The following is a 23917-nucleotide window of genomic DNA, read 5'->3' as shown; positions in this document are numbered from 1 at the left end:
AGTAAACACTATAAGAAAAACAGATAAAAGGGTGAACACGGATGCAGAAATCTTATGCCGTTTTCGGGCTCGGTCAGTTCGGCGGCAGTCTTGTCAAAGCCTTCCACGCAAAAGGGGCGGAAGTTTTAGGCATCGACAAATCCGAAGAAAAAGTAAACGAATATTCTGCTTATGCAACCTACACCATTTGCGCCAATGCCGTTGATGAAAATACATTGAAACAAATCGGAATACGCAACATCGATCACGCCTTTGTATCATTCGGCGATGACATTGAAGCAAGCATTCTGACTTCGCTTTTGCTGATTGAAATGGGCGTTCCCAAAGTATGGACGAAAGCGCAAAATGACTATCACCAAAAGGTTCTCCATAAAATCGGCGTCCATCGTATCATTCATCCCGAAAAAGATATGGCCAAGCGGATAGCCAGCCATATCACCTCGGAAAAGATGATCGATTTTGTTGAGCTGTCGCCAAATTACAGCATCGTCGAAATTGTGGCAACAAAAAAGCTGGACAAAAGAAGCCTGGGGGATATCGATGTACGCGCCAACTTCGGCTGCAACATCGTCGGCATAAAAAGAGACGGGCATTTCATCATCGCACCGAGCGCTGATGACTTGATATACGAAAACGATATTTTGATTGTGATCGGGCAAAACAAAGATATTGAGACCTTTGAAAAAAAGGGCGATTAACCGTGAAGTTTAAACAGATTCAATTAAGCCCGTCCCAACTGCTCGTGCTGGTGTTTTTATTTTTCATCATATTAGGAACTCTTTTATTGAAGACCCCGGCAGCGACGTCTAAACCCATAGGCTGGATTGATACGCTTTTTACATCGACATCGGCGATGACTGTTACCGGCCTAGCCGTCGTTGATACAGGCACGGATTATACGTTGTTCGGTCAGCTCATGATCCTCGTTCTCATCCAGATCGGGGGACTCGGCATCATGTCATTTGCAGTGCTCATTTTTATCATGCTCGGGAAAAAAATCGGCCTGAAAGAACGGCTGTTGATTCAACAGTCTCTCAATCAAACTTCTTTAGGCGGGATCATTAAGCTCATCAAGAGTTTGTTTATTTACTCCTTCGCAATTGAAATGCTGGCCATGGTCATACTGGCTGTCAAATGGGTTCCTGAATACGGTTTCGCACGCGGTGTCTACTACAGCCTGTTCCACGCGGTTTCCGCCTTTAACAATGCGGGATTTTCCATTTGGCCGGACAGTTTAATACGGTATAAAAGCGATCCGCTCGTCAACTTGGTGATCAGTTTTTTGTTTATCATCGGCGGGATAGGGTTTACCGTATTGTCTGATCTATGGCATAAGCGGAGCTTGAAAAAGTTAAGCCTTCATTCGAAATTGATGATATACGGTACGTTTATCATCAATTTGTCAGCCATGATCTTTATTTTTCTGCTGGAGTATCAAAATCAAAAAACGCTCGGCATGCTTCCGCCAGCTGAAAAACTTTGGGGCGCCTATTTTCAGGCCGTGACCCCGCGAACAGCCGGGTTTAACACGACAGATATCGGAAGCCTGCACGAAAGCACGATCACACTTTTGCTCCTTCTTATGTTTGTCGGAGCGGGGAGTGCATCCACCGGCGGAGGAATCAAGCTGACGACGTTTCTTGTCATTCTCCTGTCGGTTATCACTTTTTTAAAAGGCAAAAAACATATTTCGATAGCAAAAAAAACGCTGAAAGACCAATTGATCATTCGTTCGCTCGCTATTTCGACTATCAGTGTGCTGTTGATTTTAGCGGCTGTCTTTATTTTAAATATGACAGAACCTAAGCCGTTTTTGGCGATTTTGTTTGAAGTCGTATCAGCCTTCGGCACGGTCGGCCTGTCAATGGGGATTACGGCTGACCTGACCCCTGTCGGAAAGATACTGATTATTTTCATTATGTTTCTCGGAAAACTCGGACCGCTCACATTGGCGTTTTCCCTGGCCAGACCTGAACAGGAAAACATCCGCTATTCAAGCGAAGATATTTTGACCGGATAAGGTGCAAACTTTAAAGCGCCTTATGTGTTTTCCCTTTCACGGACGGGACGGTGTTTTTCCTCATGCTTTGCGAGGCCATGAACAAGATAATACCTGAAAAAATGACCGCTCCGCCGATCACCTGCGTCATCATGACGGATTCGTCTAAAATCCAATACGCCAGCGCAACCGCTCCGACAGGTTCAAATAAAATCGCCACAGAAATCATATTTGTGCTCAGCCATTTCAGCACCCAGTTAAACAGCGAGTGCCCGAGCAAAGTCGGAATGACGGCAAGCAGAAAGAAATACCCCCAATCTGACGCAGGATAAGAAAAAAAGGCGGCGCCCGAAAACAGACAGTACAGGCATAAAGTGATGGCGCTGATTCCATACACAATAAACGTGTAAACGGTCAAACTGTGGCGTTTTCTGACATGCTGGCCAAACAGCAAATATGCCGTCACAAGCGCACACGCCAATAGTGCAAGAATGTCGCCGTAGAGCGCCTGGCCGCTTACTTTGAAATCCCCCCAGCTGATGTACGCGCTTCCGCCGATCGCGAGAAGCGCACTGATGATTCCAGCGAACGACACTCTTTCTTTAAATAAAAAGTATGTACCGATAAAAGAAAAAATCGGCTGCAGCGTCACAAGAACAACCGAGCTCGCCACTGAGGTGTATTCAAGCGAACGAAACCATAAAATAAAATGAAATGCCAAAAAGAACCCCGCTGCCGCTGAAAACAGCCAGTCCTTTTTCGAAAAACTCAAGACTTCTTTTCTTTTTCCCCAGAAAAAAGGAAAGATCAGCAAAGCGGAAAAAAAGAGACGATAAAAAGCGATGATTCCAGCGTCAGCCGTTGACAGTCTGACAAAGATGGCGGAGGAAGACACAGCCAGCACCCCGACCACTAATGCGATATACGGGTACAATGTTGTTCTCAAATAAATCCTTCCTTCTATTCATTTTTCTTAAGCATATCCGATGGCGATGCGAAAATCGAGTGTTTTTTGGTTATTTTACCAGCCTGCGATATGGTACAGTAAAAACAGGAGGGGATATGATGAGCATTTTTAATGAAGCGAGAAAAGAACTTTGGAGCGAGATTCAAGGCCTGTCAGACGAAACGCTGAATAAAAGGCCCTCGGAGGACGAATGGAGCATTCAAGAAGTGATCGACCACCTGAAAAAAATCGACCTGATGGCACTTCAAATCCTAAAGGAACAAATCAAGCATGCACCGGTCAAAACAATCGAAGATAAACCGGTGCATCAGTCGGAAGACAGAAGCTCCAAGCGAAAGGCGCCCACATATGCAGAGCCTGAAAGAAAAACGGCGGATGCTTTAACCCTCAAAGCTGAGCTCGACAATGTCAGAACACAATTAACTTCAGTCATCGCCGCCTTTCATGATGAAGATTTTCAAAGGGTGCTGCCGCATCCGGTTTTCGAAGAGCTTACGGTCAGACAGTGGCTCGACTTCATCGGCCATCATGAAAGAAGACATATTAAACAGATCAAGGAAATCAAACAGAAACTATTATAATACACGGAAAGCCCCGGCTTTAGAGGCCCGGGGCTTTTCATCCGCTCAGGCAAACGACCTGGCGTCTTTCGTGGCAGCAGGCGAATACGCCCACACTTCTGCCTGGTCGCCTTGATGGATCAAGCCGGGGCGTTCGACGACGCAGACGATTCCCCTTCTTCCGATCGCATGGCGCACAAAGCGCGAAGCAAGCTTCGGTTTGTCGGGAAACTGCTCCTGAATGACTTCTCCGGGCTGAATGCACGGCTCGTTCTCACCCTCGCTCAACAGAGAGGCGCCGCTTGGAAAAACGATTCTGCTTCCTTCTCTTAATGAAGTTAAATCAGGCAGTCCGCTTAATGCGATATTAGCCCCGAGCCATTCCGGAAGGACCGCAGGAACGTTCAGCCGTCCGGCAATCTCAAGACACTCTTCGACCGAGACAATTGAAATCTGCCTCCTGTTGAAAATCTCCGTCCCTCTTTTATACATCGGCTCCCTTGCTCCCGCTTTTTTCGTCAGTCCAAAATGCAGATCACCCGGTATTCCCCCGTAATCAATCACAATCTTTTCTTGTTTCTCTGTCACAAATGACGGTGTGTCCGCTATGTATACGTTCTCTGCAACAGCCGTGTGCTTTTTCCACATTCAACCCATCCCCTTTTTTCAAGATGTGATTTATTTTACAATGCATCCCTTTTTTTCTCAAATTGAGAAAGCCCGCTGTGCGTTCACACAGCGGGCTTCATGCATTTCTTTATACAGTTTTCGGGGTTAGATTAAAGCAGCGTTTGTAAATCCAATTGTACGCTTTTTCGTTCAGGTCTCTCGGGTTTCCGACCGTTTGCGGATCTTTCATCGCTTCTTTTGAAAGGCGGTCGATCATGTCAGGTGATACGCCTTGCTCTTCAAGACTAGGAATCTCCAAGTCTTCCACAAGCTGATACATCCAGTTCACTGCAGCTTTAGCCGCTTCCACTGTAGACATGCCGCTTGTGTCAATGCCGAACGCTTTTGCAATGCGGGCAAATTTTTCAGGGTAGCCTTTCCAGTTGTATTCCATTACAGGACCCATCATCGCCGCCACACATTGGCCGTGCGCGACAGGAATGATTCCTCCGAGCGTCTGGCTCATCGCGTGAGCAGCGCCTGCAGATTCGCTTCCGTAAGAAAGGCCTGCAAGCATAGCCGCCTGCGCCATGCCGTATCTCGCTTCAAGATCTTCCCCATCGGCAAACGCTCTGCGGATGTAATGTGCGCCGTATTCGATGGCAAGAAGGGCCACCGCGTCAGTTATCGGCTGAGCAAATTTCATCGTATAGCACTCGATGGCGTGAGCCAAAGCGTCAACGCCGGTCATCGCTGTGACGTGCGGAGGCATTGATACATGCAATTCAGGATCGATAACTGTCAAGTGAGCAGCAATCAGCGGGCCGCCCGTATTGAATTTAAATTCACGCTCTTCATCTGTGATAACCGCCCATTGTGTAACTTCTGAACCGGTTCCGGCAGTCGTCGGGATCGTTGTAAGCGGAGGAATCCGGTTTTCAAGAGGCTTCTTTCCTTCTGCCGCTTCATAGTCAAGAACCGAGCCTTCATGAGTGGCTTCGACTCCGATCGCTTTCGCCGTATCCATTGAGCTTCCGCCGCCGACTGCTACAAGGCCGTCGCAGTTTTCTTCAGCATACAGTTTGGAACCTTCAGCGACAAGACGGACAGGCGGATTCGGCTCGACTTTATTAAAGACGACAACTTCAACGCCTGCTTCCTGAAGGGATTCAACGACCGGGTTTGTTACACCTGCTTTGTAGATGCCGGGGTCTGTGACAAGCAGCGCTTTTGAAACGCCAAGTTTTTTCACTTCTTCGCCCACATGTTTAACGGCTCCGATTCCGTGCTTAATGACGGTCGGGATTTCAAACGTGTGGAATTTGTTCATCGCTTCTACTTTCATATTTAAAGTCATGAATCATTTCCTCCTTCTTATGCTTTAAACCAATTGACAGCCGCCGGTTTCGTATTGCGGTAGACGTGCTTCACTTCCGTGTATTCTTCAAGGCCCATGCGGCCAAGCTCGCGGCCGATGCCTGACTGCTTGTAACCTCCCCAAGGCGCTTGTGCGAAATACGGGTGGAAATCATTGATCCAGACGGTTCCCATGCGCAGTTTGGAAGCGACGCGTTCCGCTTTTTCGATGTCTTTTGACCAAACGGCGCCGGCTAAGCCGTAAATCGTATCATTTGCAAGTGAGACCACTTCTTCTTCTGTTTTGAATGATTCAACTGTTAATACAGGACCGAATACTTCTTCCTGAACGATTCTCATATCTGATGTACAGCCCGAGAAGATCGTCGGCAGATAGAAGAATCCATTTGCAAGTTCAGGGTCCTCCGGACGCTTTCCGCCTGTTTCCAACTTGGCGCCTTCTTGCAGGCCGATTTCCACATATTTTTCAACTTTGCTGCGGTGTTCAGCTGAAATGAGCGGACCGCTCTGTGTCTCCTCGTGGAATCCGTTGCCGAGCTTGATTTTTTTCGCACGTTTGACAAGCTCTGCGACAAACTCGTCATGAATGGATTTTTCAACGAGAAGACGAGCACCCGCGGAGCAAACCTGTCCTGCGTGGAAGAATACCGCATTCAGCGCCTGGTCAACCGCTACGTCAAAATCTGCGTCTTTAAACACAATATTCGGATTTTTCCCGCCAAGCTCAAGCGCAATTTTTTTCACATTCGTACTTGCAGCCTGCATGATTTTCTTTCCGGTTTCAATTCCGCCGGTGAAAGAAATTAAGTCGACGTCTGTATTTCTGGCAAGTTCATCACCGACAGTGGCCCCGGGGCCGAGAACAAGGTTGGCAACCCCTTTAGGCACACCGGCTTCTTCCATCAGCTTGAAGATCTTAATGGTTGTCAACGGTGTGATTTCACTTGGTTTGACAACGATTGTGTTGCCCGCCGCCAAAGCCGGAGCGATTTTCCAGCTTGCCTGCAGGAGCGGATAATTCCATGGGGTGATCTGCCCGCAGACACCGACCGGCTCCCTGACAATTTCGCTTTTAGAATCGGGAATCGGTGAAGAAATGACTTCTCCGCCATCTTTATCCGCAAGCCCTGCATAATATTGAAATACGTTTGCAATATCATCCATATCGGCTCTGCTTTCTTCAAGCGTCTTGCCGGTGTCAAGCGATTCAAGCTCTGCCAGCTCTTCGTGGTCGCGTCTGATCAGTTCGGCGATCTTTAATACGATGTTGCCTCGTTCAAGACCCGGCGTATTCGCCCACTCGCCGTCGTCAAAGGCGCGGCGCGCTGCGGCAATCGCCCGAACAGCGTCTTCTCTGTCTCCTTCACTGACGGTTTCAATATGCTCTTGATTGTAAGGGTTGATAATTTGGCGGGTTTCGCCTTTTTTGGCGCCCACCCACTTTCCGTCAATGAAAAGTGTTTGACTCATAAAAGCAGCCTCCTCATTACGCAAAGTTTGTTAAATAAAAATTTAACGTTTTGAACACTTTGAATTTATCATGTGCCATTTTTTGTGTCAAAGAAAATCAGGCTGATTATTTTTTTTGAATTTTATATGAACGCAGTACTCACACGGGCTGAGGCCATTTGAAAAAAAATTTTGATTTTGACATTTGAATTTCTTTCGTTAAGATAAAGAACATACAGAAATAACTTAACAAACTTAACGCGGATTTCAGATTAATCCCCGTTTTTCCGGGGCATTGAATCTGCAATGCTGATGTTCCGCTCCTGTGAAAGGAGGCAAGTAATGGACAATCCCCGTGATCTTTCAGCAAAAGAAGCGATCGCACAGGCAAAAGATCTTGTCATTGATTCAATCGCAGAAACGATGGATCTGTACGGCATTACCCGGAGTGCGGGTATTTTGTACGGAACCATGTACCTTTCGGATGAAATGACACTGGACGAAATGCGGGAAGAACTGCAAATGAGCAAGCCCAGCATGAGCACAAGCGTAAAAAAACTCCAAGACTTAAACGTCGTCAAAAAGACATTCCATAGAGGAAGAAGAAAACACAGCTTTGTTGCTGAAAAGGATTTCTTCAAATTTTTCACAAGCTTTTTCCCGCAAAAATGGGAAAGGGAAGTCAAAGTGAATCTCATGGCCATTCAAGACGCTCAAAAAGCATTGGGGGACATCGTCGAAAGCGATGGGCTTGACGAAAGTATAAAAGAAGAAGCGAGAACTCTTTATGACCAGTTGGAACAGTCAAAACCGTATTATGACTGGCTGCTGAGACTCGCGAAATCTGTCCAATCCGGAGAGATTTTTGAGTTTATACCGATTGATAACAAGGAATAAAAAGGTTTTATCCGCTCTGAAGTCAGCAGTTTGCATACTTCCCAGAGTGGCGCAAAACCTTTTTTCACATTTTAATTTCAAGAAAATTCGAAAAATTATCACCGGAGGCGATGTGCATACATGAATTATGCTGAGAAGAAAAAAAACTGGATCAAATTAGGTATTTTTGTATTGTTTGCGGGAGGCTTACTCACGTATATCGGCATTTCGAATGCAGACATTCATTGGGGCGGCTTTATCTCGATGATGATATTCTTTGCTTTCACCTATTATTTAGGCGCTTTTTACGCAGCAAAGAAATCAAATTCTTTTTCTGATATGATCGTGGCAAAAAGGAGCATGCCGTTTTTAGTCGGAATGGTGACAATGGCCGCAACATGGGTCGGCGGCGGATATATTAACGGAACGGCCGAATCGGCTTACAGCGACGGTCTCATCTGGGCCCAGGCACCCTGGGGCTACGCATTAAGCCTGATTATCGGCGGTATTTTCTTCGCCAGAAAAATGCGCCGTCATCAATTTATGACCATTATCGATCCTCTCGAACAGCGCTTCGGTAAGCGGATGGCCGGTGTTTTATATATACCGGCGCTGTTAGGAGAATTGTTTTGGAGCGCCGCGATCTTAACGGCATTGGGCACGACTTTCGGAATGATTCTGAATATCGATTTCCAAACGTCGATTATTCTTTCGGCGATGATCGCCATCGCTTATACGGTGGCCGGAGGCATGTGGGCAGTCGCTTTCACAGATGTCTTCCAAATGATCATCATTTTGCTCGGGCTGTTTTTAGTCGTCCCATTTGTATTGTCAAATGTCGGTTCATTCGATATCGTATGGGCAAATTACAGGCACGATTTCGGCAGCAGCGCCAATCTGTTTCCGCCGTTGGACGGCTGGAAAAATCCTGAATGGGGAAACCTGTTTTGGAACTGGTGGGATAATGCGCTCCTCTTAATTTTCGGTGGTATCGCATGGCAGGTGTACTTTCAGCGCGTTCTTTCGGCAAAATCGGAAAACGCCGCCATGTGGCAGTCGATTATTGCCGGAGTGATCTGTATCATTGCCGCCATTCCGTGCGTGATCATCGGAGCTGCCGGAAACAGTGCGGATTGGAGCCTGTTCGGAGCGAGCGCTCCGGATAACCCGGCGATGATTTTGCCGCAAACGCTTGCGTATTTAACGCCGGGAATTATCGCTGGCCTCGGTTTGGGTGCAATTGCAGCTGCCGTTATGTCAAGCATGGACTCATCGATTCTATCGGCATCATCAATGGCCGCATGGAATATTTACCGTCCGCTGATCAAGCCGAAGGCCACCCAAAAACAGCTGCAAAAAGTCGTCAAACGCTCAATCATTTTGTTCGGCGCGGGAGCAGCGATCATCGCGCTGAATGTCAAAAGCGTTTATACTTTATGGTATTTGGCATCGGATTTAGTTTATTGCATTCTTTTTCCCCAGTTAACAATGGCCCTCTTTTATAAAAGAGCAAACCTGTACGGGTCAATTTCCGGATTTGCAGTTGCGGTCATTCTGAGGCTGGGCGGCGGTGAACCCGCATTCGGCATCCCGCCGCTTCTGCCGTATCCGATGATTGAAGACGGCACAGTCCTCTTTCCTTTCCGGACGCTGGCTGCGGTTACAGCATTTATGACGATCTTCGCTGTGTCCGAATTGACGCAGCGCAAATGCCCTCCTAAACAGCTTGTACTCCCCCAAGAAAAACAGAAAGGCGATCGCACGGCTTAAAATAGGAAAAACGCCCGGCCCCGGGCGTTTTTCTTGATTCGTGTTTAATTTTTCACGGCATGAATGTAGTGAATCGTTTCAAAGGCTGACAGATCATCTTTTCGATTTTTAAAATAACGCTCTTGAATATCTGACGGTGACAAATGCTCATAAACGAGCAGTCCGGATTGCTCCAGCATATGCTGGATTTCCTGATACGAATAGCATGACTTCATCGGTTCTCCGCCTGCCGCTGCCATTTTCACCATATTTTCCACCCTGTTGGAGAAACCTTTTTCTTTGAACAGGTTTTCATCCGCATAATCAAAAACGATCGAACTTCCTGAAGGAAGATCAGCCATTAATTGTCTCAGCAATTTTTCGGTTTCTTCCTTTGTTAAGTAGTAGGAAACGCCCAAAAAGCTAAAGAACGTTTTTTTGTTAAAATGAAAACCCTTATCAGCCAATTCTTGATAAGAAAATGCCTTGGCAAAGTCCAAAGGAATAAAATGAAGGTGGGCCGGGATGTGAAAACCGGCTTTGTCCAGCCTTTCCTTTTTCCATTTTTGTGTCGCTGGATGGTCAATTTCAAAGATATCAATTTTGCCTTTTAACTCTAGGTTCCGAAAACAAAAAGTATCCAGCCCTGCCCCAAGAATCACGTATTGTTCTGCTCCAAACCGAATCTCATGGTGCAGCACGCTTTCGCAATATGCGGCACGCGCGAGCGGCGTCGGAGAGAGCTGAATTTGTGTGACCCATTTTAATATTTCTTCATCGTCTCCCTCGTATTTTTCCGCTATATCTTTGTTGAAGAACTGTATACCTTGAATGAAACTGTTTTTAATATCAGAAAATTCTTGTTGGGAAATGAGCGTTTTGGCTAGATTGTCATCAAAAATTTTTGGTTCATCATATTGGCTGTGATAAGCTCTGCCAAAAGCCGAAATAAGAGACGTTACACTTGATTCATCTTTTTTCATGTCGTACACTCCTTCATCAAACGCAAAAAAAATAGGATTCTCCCGGCCAGGAGAATCCTATTATACACACCAATATTCAATTAGTAAATTATAGCATAAATAAATTTTTTTGTCAAGAATTTGCACTTTTCCTATTTTATCAATGATCGAGAAAACAGCCTGTGAGTATGGGAAAACTATACGTATAACAGCGGGGTCGACTTTTTAAAAATCTTGCCGTCTCTTATATAAAAGCGGGGGACGCGCCAGCTTATTGTAGATACCACTTCATAATTGATCGTATCAAGCATTTCCGCAACTTCATCAACGGAAATTTCAGCTCCCTTTTGCCGGCCGTAAATCACGACTTCCTCTCCTTGTTTACCTTCGCTCTCTCCCAGACTGACCATTATCATGTCCATTGTTACTCTTCCCGCCACCGGCACCCGTCTTCCGCGGTGTAGAATAAATCCGCGATTGGAAAGTTCACGGGAATAACCGTCAGCATAGCCGACCGGAATCGTGGCAATCACTTCCCCGCGCTCCGCAACATATGTAGCGCCATAACTAACGGTCCGCGGTTCTGTCAACATGGTTTTCACATAAGCGATGCGCGCCTTCAAGCTTAGTGCAGGCACAAGCTTAACGAGATTGAGCTGCCTGATATAATCGGAAGGATATAATCCATACATTCCGATACCTAAGCGAATCATATCAGCGCTGAATTCCGGAAAAGCGATCGCCGCGGCCGTGTTGTTCATATGCACCGTAGGCAGCTTAAAGCCTTGTTCTTTCAGAAAGCGGAGAAAGCTGATAAACTTTTCGTGTTGAATCATGGTTAGCTCAGTATCCGGTTCGTCAGCTGTGGAAAAATGCGTAAAAATCCCTTCCCATCTGAGGTTTTCACTTGCCGCCAGCGCTTCCACAATTGCTAAAAGCCTTTCTTTTGTGCGTACACCTAAACGCCCCATGCCGGTATCCACATTGATATGAACAGACAGCCGGTCAGGGGTTGCTTCTGTTTCCAATATCTCGTTCGCTTCTTTAATCCAGTCAACTTGAAATGCTGATAACGATATATTCCAAGCTGCCGCTTCTTTCACACAGCTAAGCGGGGTGAAACCGAGCACAAGGATCGGTGCGTCAATCCCCGCTTTTCGCAAAACGACCGCTTCCTCCACCGAGGCAACGGCGAGCTCACTCGCGCCGTTTTCCAGTGCATGGCGTGCCACTTCCACCGAGCCGTGACCATAAGCGTTCGCTTTTACGACAGCCATAATCTTGCTCCTCTTCGGAATATGCCGCCGAAATGCGCGTAAATTTTTTTTAATCGCATCAAGGTTTACCTCTACCCAGACTTCCCGGCAAAGCTTTTTCATCAACGCTCCCTTCTTTCTTGTCACATAGTATTCATTCATGTAGCCGTTCGAAAATTGCCCGGATGCTTTCTATCTCATTCTTATTCAGCTTCGGGCGAAATCATTCAGTCAGTAATCGTTAGCGGTGGAAGGCAAACAGCAGGAGCCCGTGCCGTGCAGACTTTAAATCGAAGGTTTTCTTCTGCTGCCAAAGGAAATGCAAATCTGTCCATCTAGTTTTTTTAAAAGCGTCTTAATAAGGCTCCGATTTTTTTCGATTTGATATATTTTAAGCGTCCCTGTCATAAATTTCGGTATACACGACCTGTGAAGGGAGCTTTTTACATGAAAAGAACAGCCGGGACTCCAGCTTGGTACAATCGCGTGCCTCATCCAATAAGACACGATGGTGCGGGCGCGACTGATTTTGGGCCCCGCGACGTGATGCGGGATTTAGAGAATCCCGACATGTTCGTTCCTCCAAAAACAGATGCCGGAGCAATCCCCAATTTAAAGTTTTCTTTTTCAGACACACATATGCAGTTAAATCATGGCGGCTGGTCGCGCGAAATAACTGTCCGGGAGCTGCCGGTATCAACGACCATTACCGGCGTCAACATGCGGCTGACGCCAGGCGGGGTGCGCGAGCTGCATTGGCATAAGCAATCGGAATGGGCTTACATGATTTTGGGCCATGCGCGCATTACCGCCGTCGATCAGGACGGCCGAAACTTTATCGCCGATGTCGGCCCCGGGGATTTGTGGTTCTTTCCCGCCGGAATACCGCACTCGATTCAAGGGCTTGAGGACGGCTGCGAATTTCTCCTCGTTTTTGACGACGGGAACTTCTCCGAGTTCGATACCTTCACGATTACAGATTGGTTCGCACACACACCGAAAGATATTCTGGCCGCGAATTTCGGTGTACACGAAAGCGCCTTCGCCCGCATCCCCGACAAACAGCGATACATCTTCCAAGCAAAAGCGCCGGGACCGCTCGAAAACCAAAAAGTGCCCGACCCGTATGGAACCGTACCAAAAAGCTTCGCTTACAGGTTGTTTGCACAAAAACCTATCGTAACACCCGGCGGAACGGTGCGAATTGTTGATTCTTCAAACTTTCCAATTTCGACAACGATCGCCGCCGCACTCGTCGAAGTCAAGCCCGGCGGAATGAGGGAAATGCATTGGCACCCGAACAACGATGAATGGCAGTACTATATCTCAGGAACCGGGCGAATGACAGTATTTGCGGCAAACGGGACTGCCCGCACCTTTAATTACCGGGCGGGGGATGTCGGATATGTCCCGTTTGCCATGGGACATTACATTCAAAATACAGGCAGCGAAAGCCTGTGGTTTTTAGAAATATTCAAAAGCAGCCGCTTTGCAGACATTTCATTAAATCAGTGGATGGCGCTGACTCCAAGAGAGCTGATTGAAGAGCATTTGCATGTAGGACCAGAGCTGATGAACGCTCTGCGAAAAGAAAAATGGCCAGTCGTCAAATACCGTACGGACAGATAGGCTATCCATCCGCAAAAATGGATCGCGTAAAAAAGGCAACAAAAAAACCCTTGTACACTGCCAGTGTAGTTGACATCTTCTGAACAAATATGTTCGATTCTGACCATCCCTTTTATTTTAAGGGCTATTGAATTTTACTTCTGATGACTTCTGAATGAAAACGATAATTGTTGGCAGAGTTGGACAACAATTCGCCAACAATTTTCTTTTTATTACATCGAAACAAACTCATCAAATCATCGTGTTGATTTAAGGCTTCCAAACAAACTCGTACCTTTGACTTTTTCCTTAACATGAAACAGGTCATTAAAAATTTTGAAAAAGGTTTAAAAGGCGAAGCCCATTATATAATGGGTTTCATTGAAGCTCAACACGTTTAGACAAATCAAAAAAAGGAAAAATAATCGTATTTGCCACCCTGTTGGGCTTTTTTTGACCATTAATATTCCCGGTAATCTTTCTGGATTAGCGATTTTTTCATATTTACGGAAAGTAAATATTTGAATTCTGTCTATACACAAAACTACATCAGCTGTCCATTATGGAGGAAGTTCTATAAGAAAAAGAGTAGGATGAATGTCCTACTCTTTAACGTTATAATTTTTATCCAAAAGATAATGATAAAGAAGAAAAGAGGGGGATTAATTGCCCTAATGAATAAACAGAAAATTCCAATCCATATTGAGGAACCCCTTTACTTCTCAAAAAAATCCCTACACTGAGGACGATTATTAGTAAAAAGAAACTTAACAATAAATTTAAACGATTGTTTTTCAAAACTTAATCACACCTGGATATTAATCTTGCGATAAATAATTAAAAGCAGTCTCTTTAAAGTCTGGAAGCTCTTTATCAATTCCCAATAAAGAAAGTATTTCTTGTACATATTTACGAATAGCAAGCATATCAAAAGGAAAATCAAAATCAAATTCTTCCTTAACATATAAAGTATCTATGTAATGTGTACAATTGTGTTTCATTCCTAACATATCATCAACAAAATATAGCACATCTTGATAGGCCGGATCAGGTAATTCAAAATTTGTTATGATATAAGCATTAATCAAATTACCTTCATCAAAATTACGCAATCCTTTATCAACATCTGATAAACCTTTGTCATAAATCAATAAATAACAACATCTTTCATCGTCACTCAATTCCACTTGGTAAAATTCAATTTCTCGTAATCTTAACAATCGTTTAAAACTAGTATTTAAAAGTCCCATTCCACGAATCTCCTTCTTCTTGATTAGTTTACCCTAAGCAAAAATTTTTGACCATTGCCATACTGTGAATTTACCAATAGTCATTCCAAGTGCTGCAACTAATGCGAAAATAGCTGATGGATCAAGAGCTATCTGCCACAGAGGTTTTCCTTGAACTTTTTTACGAGCTTCAGCAACCTTCTTTTGTTTCTTTTCGTACTTTTTCCACTGTGATTTTCCTTTTAGTTTTTTAACTATAGACTTCGGTACTTTTGAGAATCCACCTTTTCTTTTATCATGTACTGAACCATCCATATTTAAACTACCTATTTCCTTCTTCCCTTTATAAACATGAACATGCCACTTACCAGTTTTAGGTTCATGTGGACTATCAAAACGAGCTTTATAATCACCGCTTATACCTACCCATTCACTTGAAGCCGCTTGGGCTGATTGACTCATAGTAGTTGAAAAAACAGTAAAACTAAAAGTGAAAATCATCATAAAAATAAGAGGTTTCCTAACAAATTTAAACAATATAAAACATCTCCTTATTATGTATTAAACACATTTATTATACATTTATAAGAAGACTTTTCCATTGTTACATTTGAATTTTAAGGTAATTTTAAGGTTTGATTCCTATAAATATCTTTTGACAAAACAAAAAGGAACACTAATGAACCCTATCTAAAAAGAATTCAGAGGAAAAATAAGCTATGAAAAGGATAAGGAAAAAACAAGCTCTCAATCTACTTACTTGATATAAATTCTTTATACATTTAAACACACAGTTTGTCACCTGTTCTTATTTATTGTACTCCTTCCGAGTCATATCGACAATGTCTTGACTTGATTTTCTTACTTAACATTGCATGCAATGTTTTTTTAGGAAGGACGAATTTACAAATTGCCACTAAATCAGATGTACAAAGTTTCATATTGTGGATTCAAAAGGAGATACCCATCTAATTAAATTTGAGGATGTTGTTGGATGTAGAGGCAAAATAAAAAGCTCACCTATTTGGTGGGCTTAAAACTCTTCTTCAGACAAGGCAATATTAACAGGTAACCCAATTCTTGAAAAATTAAAGCTAAAATGTTGAGATAAATGCTCTCTATATGGTGGCAATAAACTTAATATTTCCGAATCTTCTTTGGACTCAATAAACTTCTTAAGGGAATGAACAGGTATTTTATATGAATCTCTTAAATAAACTAATCTATACGGAACCTTGTATTGTCCATTATCAAATTTATTAAGGAAATATAAATCTAAATATTTACCTTGTATTATTTCTTTAGCATATTTAAATTTTGATCTTGGACTTATCGTTTCATAATTATAACCTTTATTATCTTTATTCCGATAGTCAAAATGTTCTTTTACCTGCTTTTCTAATGAACCAATTTTACATAAAGTAACGTTTCTAACTTTATTATTTTCCAAATCACATGCTTGGGTCATAACTATTACATCTTGTAACATATATTGAGGTTTGAAATAAGGATAGTCTTCATCATAATCAATGACAGGAACAGGACATGATAATATAATGTCCCCCTGTGTTATATCTTCATCTTTATTTTTTATTTTGTACCAAGGAAAATCCAATTGCAATTGCTACTCCCCCTATTATACCGTACCATCGTCCTCTTTTTCTGTTGATAATTCAATTTTCGAGAAATTATCAGGAAGAACCTCGTCAAATTTTGAATTGTCTTTAGTAAATACCATTGGTTTATTAAAGGAAAAAGCCTTTTCTTTATTTAATGATTGTGACGGAGAACTGTACTCGACTTGTGTAAAATTCTCCGAGCTGACCTCATTAAAATCATCTACAGACTTTGTACGATTTAGAGGCTCTTTAAATGAAAATATTTTTTGATTTTCAAAATCTGCAGAAAACTGTATTTTATCCAAAACAAATTCATCCTCCTTTATTGGAGAATTTAAAGGTAACCCTCGTTCCGCATTATCATATGCAAAAGAAAAGCGTTTAATGTGGGCTAAATTTGTATTATCCGTTTCTTTGTTGTAACTAAAATTATAATCATATGTTACGTTTATCCCGTTAGTTGCAGATATGCCCGCGACTATTGCGGCCAATACAAACCTTCGGCTATTTTTAGTTTTTCTATCTTCGAGTGGAATTTGAGTCATTGTAATATTACTCATTTTGATCACTTCCTCTCATTACGGGTATCGCAAATGTCCCTAATAATACGTTGTCCAAGTACACAGAAGTTTTGTATAACCCCTCTGTCTTCAAAGGCACGTTTTTAAATTCAAAGTTAATTAATACACCTATACGTTTCTTTTCTTTTGCTTCGTCAGGACTCTGAATCTGTTGGTCATCTGTTTTAAAAATGACTTCATCCTCGGGGCCCTTAAAATCAATTCTCAAAGTGTATGTTTGACTTGGATTAAGGTCAACAATTGAAAAGTCCGCATTAAAAGTAAAGTTTCCGGGTATAAAATCTGGTTCGACAAAAGTAATCATCTTTTTTTCTGAATTACTGTAACAATATATAAATGAAGAAATGCTTGGCATACCCGGTTCCCCCTTTCACATGAAGTATTTGTTCTGTATGTTCAAAAATGTGATTATCTAGAATCACTTGGAATCGTTTAGAATTATTCAAGATTATTGAGAAGCATTCACAAACATTTAAAAACGAATTAGAAATGATTTAGATTATTTAAGATGATTATAACCTTATCTTGGACAAAATTAAACATAAAAAGATCAAATTGCTCGTATTAATGCAGTTTGGATCCACTAAAGCATACAAATCCTCCTTCATCTATAGGTGGCAAACGTATGACAAAACAGAGGCCTCTAACATGCGAAGAGACCTCAGGAAGTTTTATTTTACACGGATTTTTTGTCCAGCATAGATCTTGTTTGAATTCTTGATGCCATTCCATGCTTGTATCGTCTTAATGGATGTAGGCCTCATTTCAATAATGATTCTAATTTCGCTTTCGTTTTTGGCCCGTAAATTCCGTCGGCAGACAGCCCGTGCATCAGCTGGAACCGTTTGACCGCGTTCGCTGTTTTCGGCCCGTAGTAGCCATCTATGCCGTTATTCTTTGCCCCTTTGTCCGGATAGAAATAGAGCCTCCTGAATCTGCCGGACGGCAGTCCCTCTCATCAGCGGGCTTTTTACCTTATAGATGCCAGACGGCAGCGGGTAGGATGATTTTTTGCTGCTTGAGGAAGGCTTTTTCTTTTTCGCTTCAATAGCTACAAGCGCCTTTCTGTAGCCGGTCCGTAAATTCCATCAACCACGATACCCGCTTTCTTTTGTAACGCTTTGACAGCTTGCACCGTTTCATCTCCGTAAGACCCATCTGCTCCATATTTCAGCCAGCGGCAATCAAGCGTTTCTGTAGCGCCTTGACCTTCGAACCGGACGACCCTTTTTTCAGAATGATCCCTGTGGATTTGCTTGACTGGCTCGTGGAGGATGTTGTCTTAGACACAGTTTTATTCCCAAGCAGAGCATTAACTTTTTTCCTGAATGCCGCCAGCTGGCTGGAATCGCTCACCCACGGAGCCGGACAGTTTTTGTTCTCACATCATAGTGCCGCCCGATCTTGTCTCTAGAAAGGCCGTGACGCTTGCACAGATCGGTGACCAATTCAGCTGCATTCTGAACCGTTTCACTGTGAATCTTGCCGTCTTTTTCGACACACATTTCAACACTGATTGACTTTGTGTTAGCGTTCGGTTTAAGGAAACTCACATAACAGCGGTTTTTATCATGTGCATGGTATGCGACTTCATTTTCAGGGATGATGTGCTGCGCTTCTTTACGGTCCACAAAATAATGGGCTGACGCATAACGTTTATCAGCGATACACGTGCCATTGAAATAATTCCGCTCATTCAGAGCCGATGCGCCGGGAGTAGCCGTCCAGTGTATAACGATCGCTTTCACTCCTGCCAACTTCAACCCTGGCCGAGTATATTGATTGACTTTCACAAAATTTTTCACGACTTTAACCATTTGAACCCCTCCAATTTAAAAAGGCTGCCCGCCGACAACCTCATTTTGTTAATCCTTTTTGTTTTAGAACTTCTTTTTGCTGCTTACCTTTACCGGTGACATAGTTGTTTTTATACCAAGCGACCAACGTCGTGACGATTGTAAAAATCGTAGAGCCGGCCAAATACAAAGAGTCGGCCAGCGTATTGACCTGGTCCTCACTAATCGGCAAAGCTGACTTTCCAAACATGATCAATGTCTGGTTTACCAATGCAATAAAAAGAAGCACCGTCCTGATGACCGTGCCTTTGTCTAAGCTTTTCATATTGTGTTTACCTCTTTATTTCTGCAGTAGATTATAAAATACAGCGATTGCGCCGCCGATGATGCCAGTGCTGACCGCTGTAATGATCGCGCCGGTGATGCTGCGCTTGATCCAAGTTGTGTTTTCCTCGATCTTGTTCAGCTTTTCATTGATAGATATAATCTGCTGATCATGGCGTTCTGATGTTCTTTCCAGGGTACTGACACGCTTCTCAAGCGTTTTTTGATCCGCCTTGATCTCTCTGATCTCTTTCTGGAATACTTCGTATTCGTTTGTTTGCGACATCTCCCTAAATCCTCCCGTTCTCACATCGTTTTCACCTCCTCCGAGGCAAAATAAAGACACCGTTTTTTTTACGGTGTGATCTTACAAGAAATGAGTAACCACAAGGTTTTTAATTTTCACGTCTGTTTCTCCGTTATTGGTCAACATAAGCCGCGGAGAGGCAGCTAATAGATCAACCTTCTGAGCGTCCCGGTCATTATTTTCTAATACAATGACATCTTCATAACCCTTGAGTGTATAGTTGCTTGTTCCCGGGATAATGTAAGTCATCCGAACACTCAGATTCGTCTTTTCATATAGATAAATCGCAAGCCCAAGCTGATGACCTGCCGCATCGATATTAAGATAGATAGACTCTCCAGCTTTGATAACTTGCTCTTCTAAAAAGCTTTCTGAAGTAATAGTTTTCAGTGCTTTTACAGGGAGGCCATCAGCTGGAATGTCTAAAGAAGGAGCCTCGAATCCTCCTGAAACCCGTACATCCTGTTCCCCGGATCCAAGTGATTGGTATAGGGCAAAATCAGCCTGTTCCAAGTTGCCGTTGACATATCGGAAACGATAATACCTTTTAGATAAATAAACCCATCCTGTGTCACCTAAAGCATGTTCTGATACATCGATAGATTTCACTGTGGCCCAAGAATTCCCGTCGTCACTTTCTTCTACATATAATGACCCGGCTTTATCTGCAAAAGCATGGCCCCTTACTTTAGAAATAAGTACATCTCCCAGCCGGTCCTGGCCATATTGGTTATAAACCTCTGTAGCTTTAAGAGGCAGATTGGTCAACAGCTCTGCACTGCCGCTGACATCCATATTAGGAACTGTAAAATCCGTATCCCCCTCCCGAAATGGTTTCACCGCACCTGGTCTTGAATCAGCATCCAACGGAAACAAAAAATTGTATTTTGCCAATGTTCATCCTCCTCTGGTTTTGTATATCTCTTTAATCTGGCTAATCGAATGGATGAAGCACGCGCCCATAGATACACGCTCATGCAGGAGCCATGATACGAATCCGCGAGCAAAGTCAACATCGATATCTCGTATATCATCGCCTACACCGATCATCTTCGCGTACTCAAGTAAATCACGACAGGCACGCATATACCGATCGATTGTTTCGGGAGCCCTATTTTCCGCTCTCTTTGCGTCGCATAGTTTTTCAAACATCGTTGTTATCGAATAAATACCACTGCGTTTAGTCTTCGTTAAAGACCTTCCGTTTTTAACTCGTTTACCCTTCCGCCGTTCTCAATGCATAAAAAAATCGCCTCCTAAATTCGTTTAGAAGACGATTGATAATCGATGCGCTACACTGTCAAAATTAGGTGCGTTACACTGCGTTTAGTCATCGTGTAAGTCACCGTTTAGTCATCGTTGATATAGCGCTGTTTATTCGCAAGATGGAGCATAGCGGGCTCGAACCGCTGACCTCTACACTGCCAGTGTAGCGCTCTCCCAGCTGAGCTAATGCCCCGTATATTTGAGACATGATTTATTATAGATGGAATTTTGGAGAAAAGCAAGTGGTTTTTGATGTGAAAAAGAAAATGCTTTGTCAGCCGGCATTTTCTTTTTCATATAGACAAGCTATTGCTTTGATTTTTCAAAGCAGAACTGAGTGAACCTTTCAGACAAATCCAGAATGTCTTCTTTCCTTGCCAAGGCAGTGATCCATTCTTCCGGGATGCTTTCCATTTGATCATACATTCCAGCCATCGTACCTGTAATAAAGGCAATTGTATCTGTGTCTTCCCCCAGGTTCACTGCTTCCAATACAGCATCAGAATAGCGCTTTGAATTGAGGAAACACCACAATGCCGCTTCTAAAGAATGCACGACATAGCCGTCTGACATGATGTCTTCTCTTTTAACACTCGCAATGTCATCATTGAGTATCCTCTTATACGAAGAAAACTCATTTTCATACTCGGTTCCTCTCAAATTCTCCACACAAGAATGGACTGCTTGTTTATACGCCTCTTTAGGAGAATGATCAAACAAGTTTATTAAGAATTCTATATAAATAATACATCCCAGCGTAGATCGGGGATGACGATGTGTAATAAATGCCCACCTTTCGATCTCAGCTTGTCTTTTTGAAAAATTTGATTCGTTCCATAGCATAAAAGCCAACGGAGATATTCTCATCAATGCTCCGTTTCCATTATCAAACTCAGACGCTCCGCCGCATTGTTCAATTGGAACGCCCCTTTTGAAGCGCTCGATTGCATCATCAGTCGCTCTGCCAATATCAAACATGCTGCCGTATGGAGTCCAGTACCCTTCCCGATACGCAGCAAACTTTTTCATCAATTCGGTCTCATCTTTTTCTTCGATCAGATTCTCCATTAAACACAAAGTGAGTGATGTATCATCTGACCATGTCCCAGGCGGTTGATTATAAGTCCCGTACCCTATCATTCCAGTGATATTTAAGTTTCTAGCTTTAAATTCCACAGGGACGCCCAGCGCATCACCGATAACCCCGCCAAGGATAGTGGAGTACAGTCTTTTTTTAAATTGTGAGATATGGTTATCATCGTTCCACTGAAACGATATTATTCTTCTTTTCATTTGGCACACCCGCTTTGTTGATTCATCTTGAAAACGCATGGAGATCGATTTCCATGCGTTTTAGTTTTAAATCATATTCATTTAAAAATAATTATACATCAAATATTATTTTCCTAAAATCAATCTTCTTATCTTCTCTTCAAACTGCATATTTATATTGAAATCGTTTTTCCATAGATTTAAAAGAGAGATAACTTCTTTTAATTTCAAGGAAAAGTTATACAATACAAGAAATGCACTTGGAGCTTCTCTATCTTTAATTAAATAAACTTTTTTGAAGTCAGGAGTCATATAAAAAATATTATATAATCCATTTTTTGTTTGTTCTAAGTTAACAGAAATCTTTTTTTCTTTAAAAATTGAAAAAAAATTCTCACCAATTTTCAAATCTAATAAGTTATTTAAAGATTTTATTTCATTATCTTCTAACTCTAATATTTTATCTTGTGTTTCAATATCTCGAATACGATCACCTAAAATTGAAACCGCATAAATACCGAGTGCACAAATTCCCTCTTCTTTATTATCAAATTGCTCTTTAATAAATTCATTCCCTCTTTGATTTAATATTAAATAATATATATTGTTTTCCGTGTTTTCTTGAAGTTCAACAAATGTTTCTTGATAAATATGATCTTTAGCTTTTTGATGAACCCTTATTTTATTATCTTTAAATTGACTTATAACTGCATAATTCTCACCAAGCTTTTCTTTTAGCAAATCATTCATTTTTCAAACCACCTTTTCTAACTGAAACTTCTCTTATATAACCTTCATCTATTAATTCATTTATAGAATATGCTTCTCCATTTTCGTGGTATTTAATATATTGAGTTCCGCCACCTGGCCTGTCAAACCATGGAGCTATTTTCCCTCCATCTACTTCCAAAGGCCTTATTACCTCGTAAACATAGTAATCTACCTCGTCACTATGTAACGCCAGAGCTCTTTGTTCATAAGGAATTCCTTCTGGAGAAAAGAAGCTCCCTCCTGGTCCTCCAAATCTGTCAATCAGCATGCCTTTCTGCAATTTCATTTTCACAGGTTCACCATCAAATCCGTTATTTGGCGGCCAATTGATGTCTCCAGTCTCTTGATTATAGTATTTGGGATTATCGTAAACTTCTTTGTATTTTAAATATTTCTCTTCACTTGGAGGATAAGACCAGCCTTCCAGTTTTGCCTTATCTGCTTTACTTATTTCTTTAACGGCTTTTCCGGTCCCAGCCTCAATCTCCTTCTCAACCCGCTGAATCGAATCCTGCATCTTCGCTTTCGACGCTTTATGGGCGTCGTTGACGTGGGCGGAGTAATTGGACCCTTTTCGGACGAGGGTGCCGCCGGCTCCTGCTTCTGCACCGCGGGCAATATCGCTCAAAGCGTCGGCGCTTTTGGCGAATTGTTTTTTGATGGCGAAGCCTGCGTCGTTGAGTCGGTCTTGAGCTTTCAGCCCATTCACCTTCATGCGGTTCGCCCAGATGTTTTTGCTGTCTTTAAAAGATTGTACCATATGTTCTGTTTTGCTTGAAATTTGGCCGATTGTGGCTGCGCTTTTAAATGTACCTTTTGCCGCGGCTGCCCCCGGGATGATGTCAAGGGCGCCGAACACGCCTCTTTCAAACCTTTCGTCTGTGTTTAACTCCCGTTGTGTCATCCAGTCTTTTCCGGTTGCGGCGCTCGAAATATTGGCTCCTCCGTAGGCGACGGCCACCGTGAGACCTGCCGGTGCACAAAAGATGGTGAGCACGATGATGCCTGCACCGGCCAGAAGATCCCGCCACAATTCCTGATTCTTTTGGACATCTCCGATTGATTCGTATTCAAATCCGCGGGAAGAGGCAATCGCTTTCATGTATTCTTCATACGATAATTCGATGTCGGGGTGGTTGATCTGGAATTCTTCAAATTCTTTGCTCAGTACGTGATCAAACGATTCCGAGTCTTTGAAGATATCATTTACGCTCACTTTCGCTTTGTCGGTTTCGACCGCTTGTTTGGACATGCCGTATCCGACGTAAGTGGTTTCCTTGGAGCCGATCCGGTTCGCGGTCGTGTAATTATGTATCGTCAGTCCGCGCATTTTTTCGGCG

Annotated in this window: 23 protein-coding genes, 1 tRNA gene and 1 pseudogene; 6 read left to right on the top strand and 19 right to left on the bottom strand. The window is 43.0% G+C overall.

The features are described from left to right. The first annotated feature begins 41 nt into the window (after positions 1 to 41). Together M1E03_RS05255 and M1E03_RS05250 are read left to right on the top strand one after the other, a co-directional pair. The gene (locus tag M1E03_RS05255) at positions 42 to 698 is read left to right on the top strand and encodes a potassium channel family protein (protein ID WP_020452710.1); all 657 of its coding nucleotides are present in this window, start codon (positions 42 to 44) and stop codon (positions 696 to 698) included. Positions 699 to 700: 2 nt separating this feature from the next. Further along, entirely contained in the window at positions 701 to 2020 is a 1320-nt protein-coding gene (locus M1E03_RS05250; protein WP_026580030.1) for a TrkH family potassium uptake protein, read from the top strand. A 10-nt stretch (positions 2021 to 2030) separates the two neighbouring features. Here the strand turns inward: M1E03_RS05250 and M1E03_RS05245 are convergent, their stop codons facing one another. Next, on the bottom strand, positions 2031 to 2945 hold the full coding sequence (locus M1E03_RS05245; protein WP_020452711.1) for a DMT family transporter: 915 nt from the start codon (positions 2943 to 2945) through the stop codon (positions 2031 to 2033). 116 nt (positions 2946 to 3061) lie between these two features. On the opposite strand from M1E03_RS05245, the gene M1E03_RS05240 reads away from it, so the two are divergent. Next, entirely contained in the window at positions 3062 to 3547 is a 486-nt protein-coding gene (locus tag M1E03_RS05240; protein ID WP_458110713.1) for a DinB family protein, read from the top strand. 45 nt (positions 3548 to 3592) lie between these two features. Here the strand turns inward: M1E03_RS05240 and M1E03_RS05235 are convergent, their stop codons facing one another. From M1E03_RS05235 to betB, 3 genes are all read right to left on the bottom strand, one after another. Next, positions 3593 to 4174: an MOSC domain-containing protein gene (locus M1E03_RS05235; protein ID WP_020452713.1), complete on the bottom strand. Its 582-nt coding sequence runs from the start codon at positions 4172 to 4174 to the stop codon at positions 3593 to 3595. Between the two features lie 109 nt (positions 4175 to 4283). Then, positions 4284 to 5492, bottom strand: coding sequence for an iron-containing alcohol dehydrogenase (locus tag M1E03_RS05230; RefSeq protein ID WP_020452714.1), 1209 nt, complete (start codon positions 5490 to 5492; stop codon positions 4284 to 4286). 17 nt (positions 5493 to 5509) lie between these two features. Continuing rightward, positions 5510 to 6982, bottom strand: coding sequence for a betaine-aldehyde dehydrogenase (betB, locus tag M1E03_RS05225; protein ID WP_020452715.1), 1473 nt, complete (start codon positions 6980 to 6982; stop codon positions 5510 to 5512). A 321-nt stretch (positions 6983 to 7303) separates the two neighbouring features. Here betB and cudC point away from each other — a divergent pair, with 321 nt between their 5' ends. Next, a complete protein-coding gene (gene cudC, locus M1E03_RS05220; protein ID WP_095292430.1) occupies positions 7304 to 7858 on the top strand; it encodes a choline uptake/conversion transcriptional regulator CudC in 555 nt (184 codons plus the stop codon). Positions 7859 to 7978: 120 nt separating this feature from the next. Beyond that, positions 7979 to 9607, top strand: a complete 1629-nt coding sequence (locus M1E03_RS05215; protein WP_458110712.1) for a sodium:solute symporter family protein — start codon at positions 7979 to 7981, stop codon at positions 9605 to 9607. Positions 9608 to 9651: 44 nt separating this feature from the next. Here M1E03_RS05215 and M1E03_RS05210 read toward each other — a convergent pair whose 3' ends face one another. Further along, the gene (locus M1E03_RS05210; RefSeq protein WP_023856015.1) at positions 9652 to 10569 is read right to left on the bottom strand and encodes a class I SAM-dependent methyltransferase; all 918 of its coding nucleotides are present in this window, start codon (positions 10567 to 10569) and stop codon (positions 9652 to 9654) included. 176 nt (positions 10570 to 10745) lie between these two features. Continuing rightward, complete coding sequence (alr, locus tag M1E03_RS05205) at positions 10746 to 11927, bottom strand: alanine racemase (RefSeq protein ID WP_020452719.1); 1182 nt, start codon at positions 11925 to 11927, stop codon at positions 10746 to 10748. A 324-nt stretch (positions 11928 to 12251) separates the two neighbouring features. Here alr and M1E03_RS05200 point away from each other — a divergent pair, with 324 nt between their 5' ends. Then, positions 12252 to 13433 carry an oxalate decarboxylase family bicupin gene (locus tag M1E03_RS05200; protein ID WP_458110711.1) on the top strand — a complete coding sequence of 394 codons (1182 nt, stop codon included), beginning with the start codon at positions 12252 to 12254 and terminating at the stop codon, positions 13431 to 13433. Between the two features lie 797 nt (positions 13434 to 14230). Here the strand turns inward: M1E03_RS05200 and M1E03_RS05195 are convergent. From M1E03_RS05195 to M1E03_RS05135, 13 genes and pseudogenes are all read right to left on the bottom strand, one after another. Further along, the gene (locus M1E03_RS05195; RefSeq protein WP_243456966.1) at positions 14231 to 14599 is read right to left on the bottom strand and encodes a hypothetical protein; all 369 of its coding nucleotides are present in this window, start codon (positions 14597 to 14599) and stop codon (positions 14231 to 14233) included. 96 nt (positions 14600 to 14695) lie between these two features. Continuing rightward, a complete protein-coding gene (locus M1E03_RS05190; protein WP_243456921.1) occupies positions 14696 to 15178 on the bottom strand; it encodes a hypothetical protein in 483 nt (160 codons plus the stop codon). Between the two features lie 496 nt (positions 15179 to 15674). After that, on the bottom strand, positions 15675 to 16262 hold the full coding sequence (locus tag M1E03_RS05185; RefSeq protein ID WP_411221067.1) for a hypothetical protein: 588 nt from the start codon (positions 16260 to 16262) through the stop codon (positions 15675 to 15677). A gap of 15 nt (positions 16263 to 16277) precedes the next feature. Beyond that, positions 16278 to 16820 (bottom strand): hypothetical protein, encoded by a 543-nt coding sequence (locus M1E03_RS05180; protein ID WP_128823105.1) that lies wholly within the window; start codon positions 16818 to 16820, stop codon positions 16278 to 16280. Then, positions 16813 to 17196 carry a DUF6941 family protein gene (locus tag M1E03_RS05175; protein ID WP_128823103.1) on the bottom strand — a complete coding sequence of 128 codons (384 nt, stop codon included), beginning with the start codon at positions 17194 to 17196 and terminating at the stop codon, positions 16813 to 16815. Before M1E03_RS05175 ends, M1E03_RS05180 begins: the two co-directional genes overlap by 8 nt. 405 nt (positions 17197 to 17601) lie before the next feature. Beyond that, positions 17602 to 18658, bottom strand: a pseudogene (locus M1E03_RS05170) (peptidoglycan recognition protein family protein). A gap of 40 nt (positions 18659 to 18698) precedes the next feature. Further along, positions 18699 to 18962 carry a phage holin gene (locus tag M1E03_RS05165; protein ID WP_128823101.1) on the bottom strand — a complete coding sequence of 88 codons (264 nt, stop codon included), beginning with the start codon at positions 18960 to 18962 and terminating at the stop codon, positions 18699 to 18701. A 15-nt stretch (positions 18963 to 18977) separates the two neighbouring features. Continuing rightward, the gene (locus M1E03_RS05160) at positions 18978 to 19247 is read right to left on the bottom strand and encodes a hemolysin XhlA family protein (protein ID WP_128823099.1); all 270 of its coding nucleotides are present in this window, start codon (positions 19245 to 19247) and stop codon (positions 18978 to 18980) included. Between the two features lie 81 nt (positions 19248 to 19328). Next, positions 19329 to 20162, bottom strand: a complete 834-nt coding sequence (locus M1E03_RS05155) for a hypothetical protein (RefSeq protein WP_128823097.1) — start codon at positions 20160 to 20162, stop codon at positions 19329 to 19331. Positions 20163 to 20654: 492 nt separating this feature from the next. Beyond that, positions 20655 to 20727 (bottom strand) — tRNA-Ala (locus tag M1E03_RS05150). A gap of 113 nt (positions 20728 to 20840) precedes the next feature. Next, positions 20841 to 21827, bottom strand: coding sequence for an ADP-ribosylglycohydrolase family protein (locus M1E03_RS05145; RefSeq protein WP_458110710.1), 987 nt, complete (start codon positions 21825 to 21827; stop codon positions 20841 to 20843). Between the two features lie 105 nt (positions 21828 to 21932). Continuing rightward, positions 21933 to 22556, bottom strand: coding sequence for a hypothetical protein (locus M1E03_RS05140; RefSeq protein WP_195536930.1), 624 nt, complete (start codon positions 22554 to 22556; stop codon positions 21933 to 21935). Continuing rightward, complete coding sequence (locus M1E03_RS05135) at positions 22549 to 23907, bottom strand: glycohydrolase toxin TNT-related protein (protein WP_458110709.1); 1359 nt, start codon at positions 23905 to 23907, stop codon at positions 22549 to 22551. The genes M1E03_RS05140 and M1E03_RS05135 overlap by 8 nt, the downstream gene beginning before the upstream one ends. Positions 23908 to 23917 lie beyond the last annotated feature (10 nt).

The sequence above is a fragment of the Bacillus sp. PK6-013 genome (assembly GCF_054161445.1).
The sequence above is the reverse complement of the archived record's forward strand: the minus strand, read 5'-3'. Positions and strand labels throughout refer to the sequence as shown.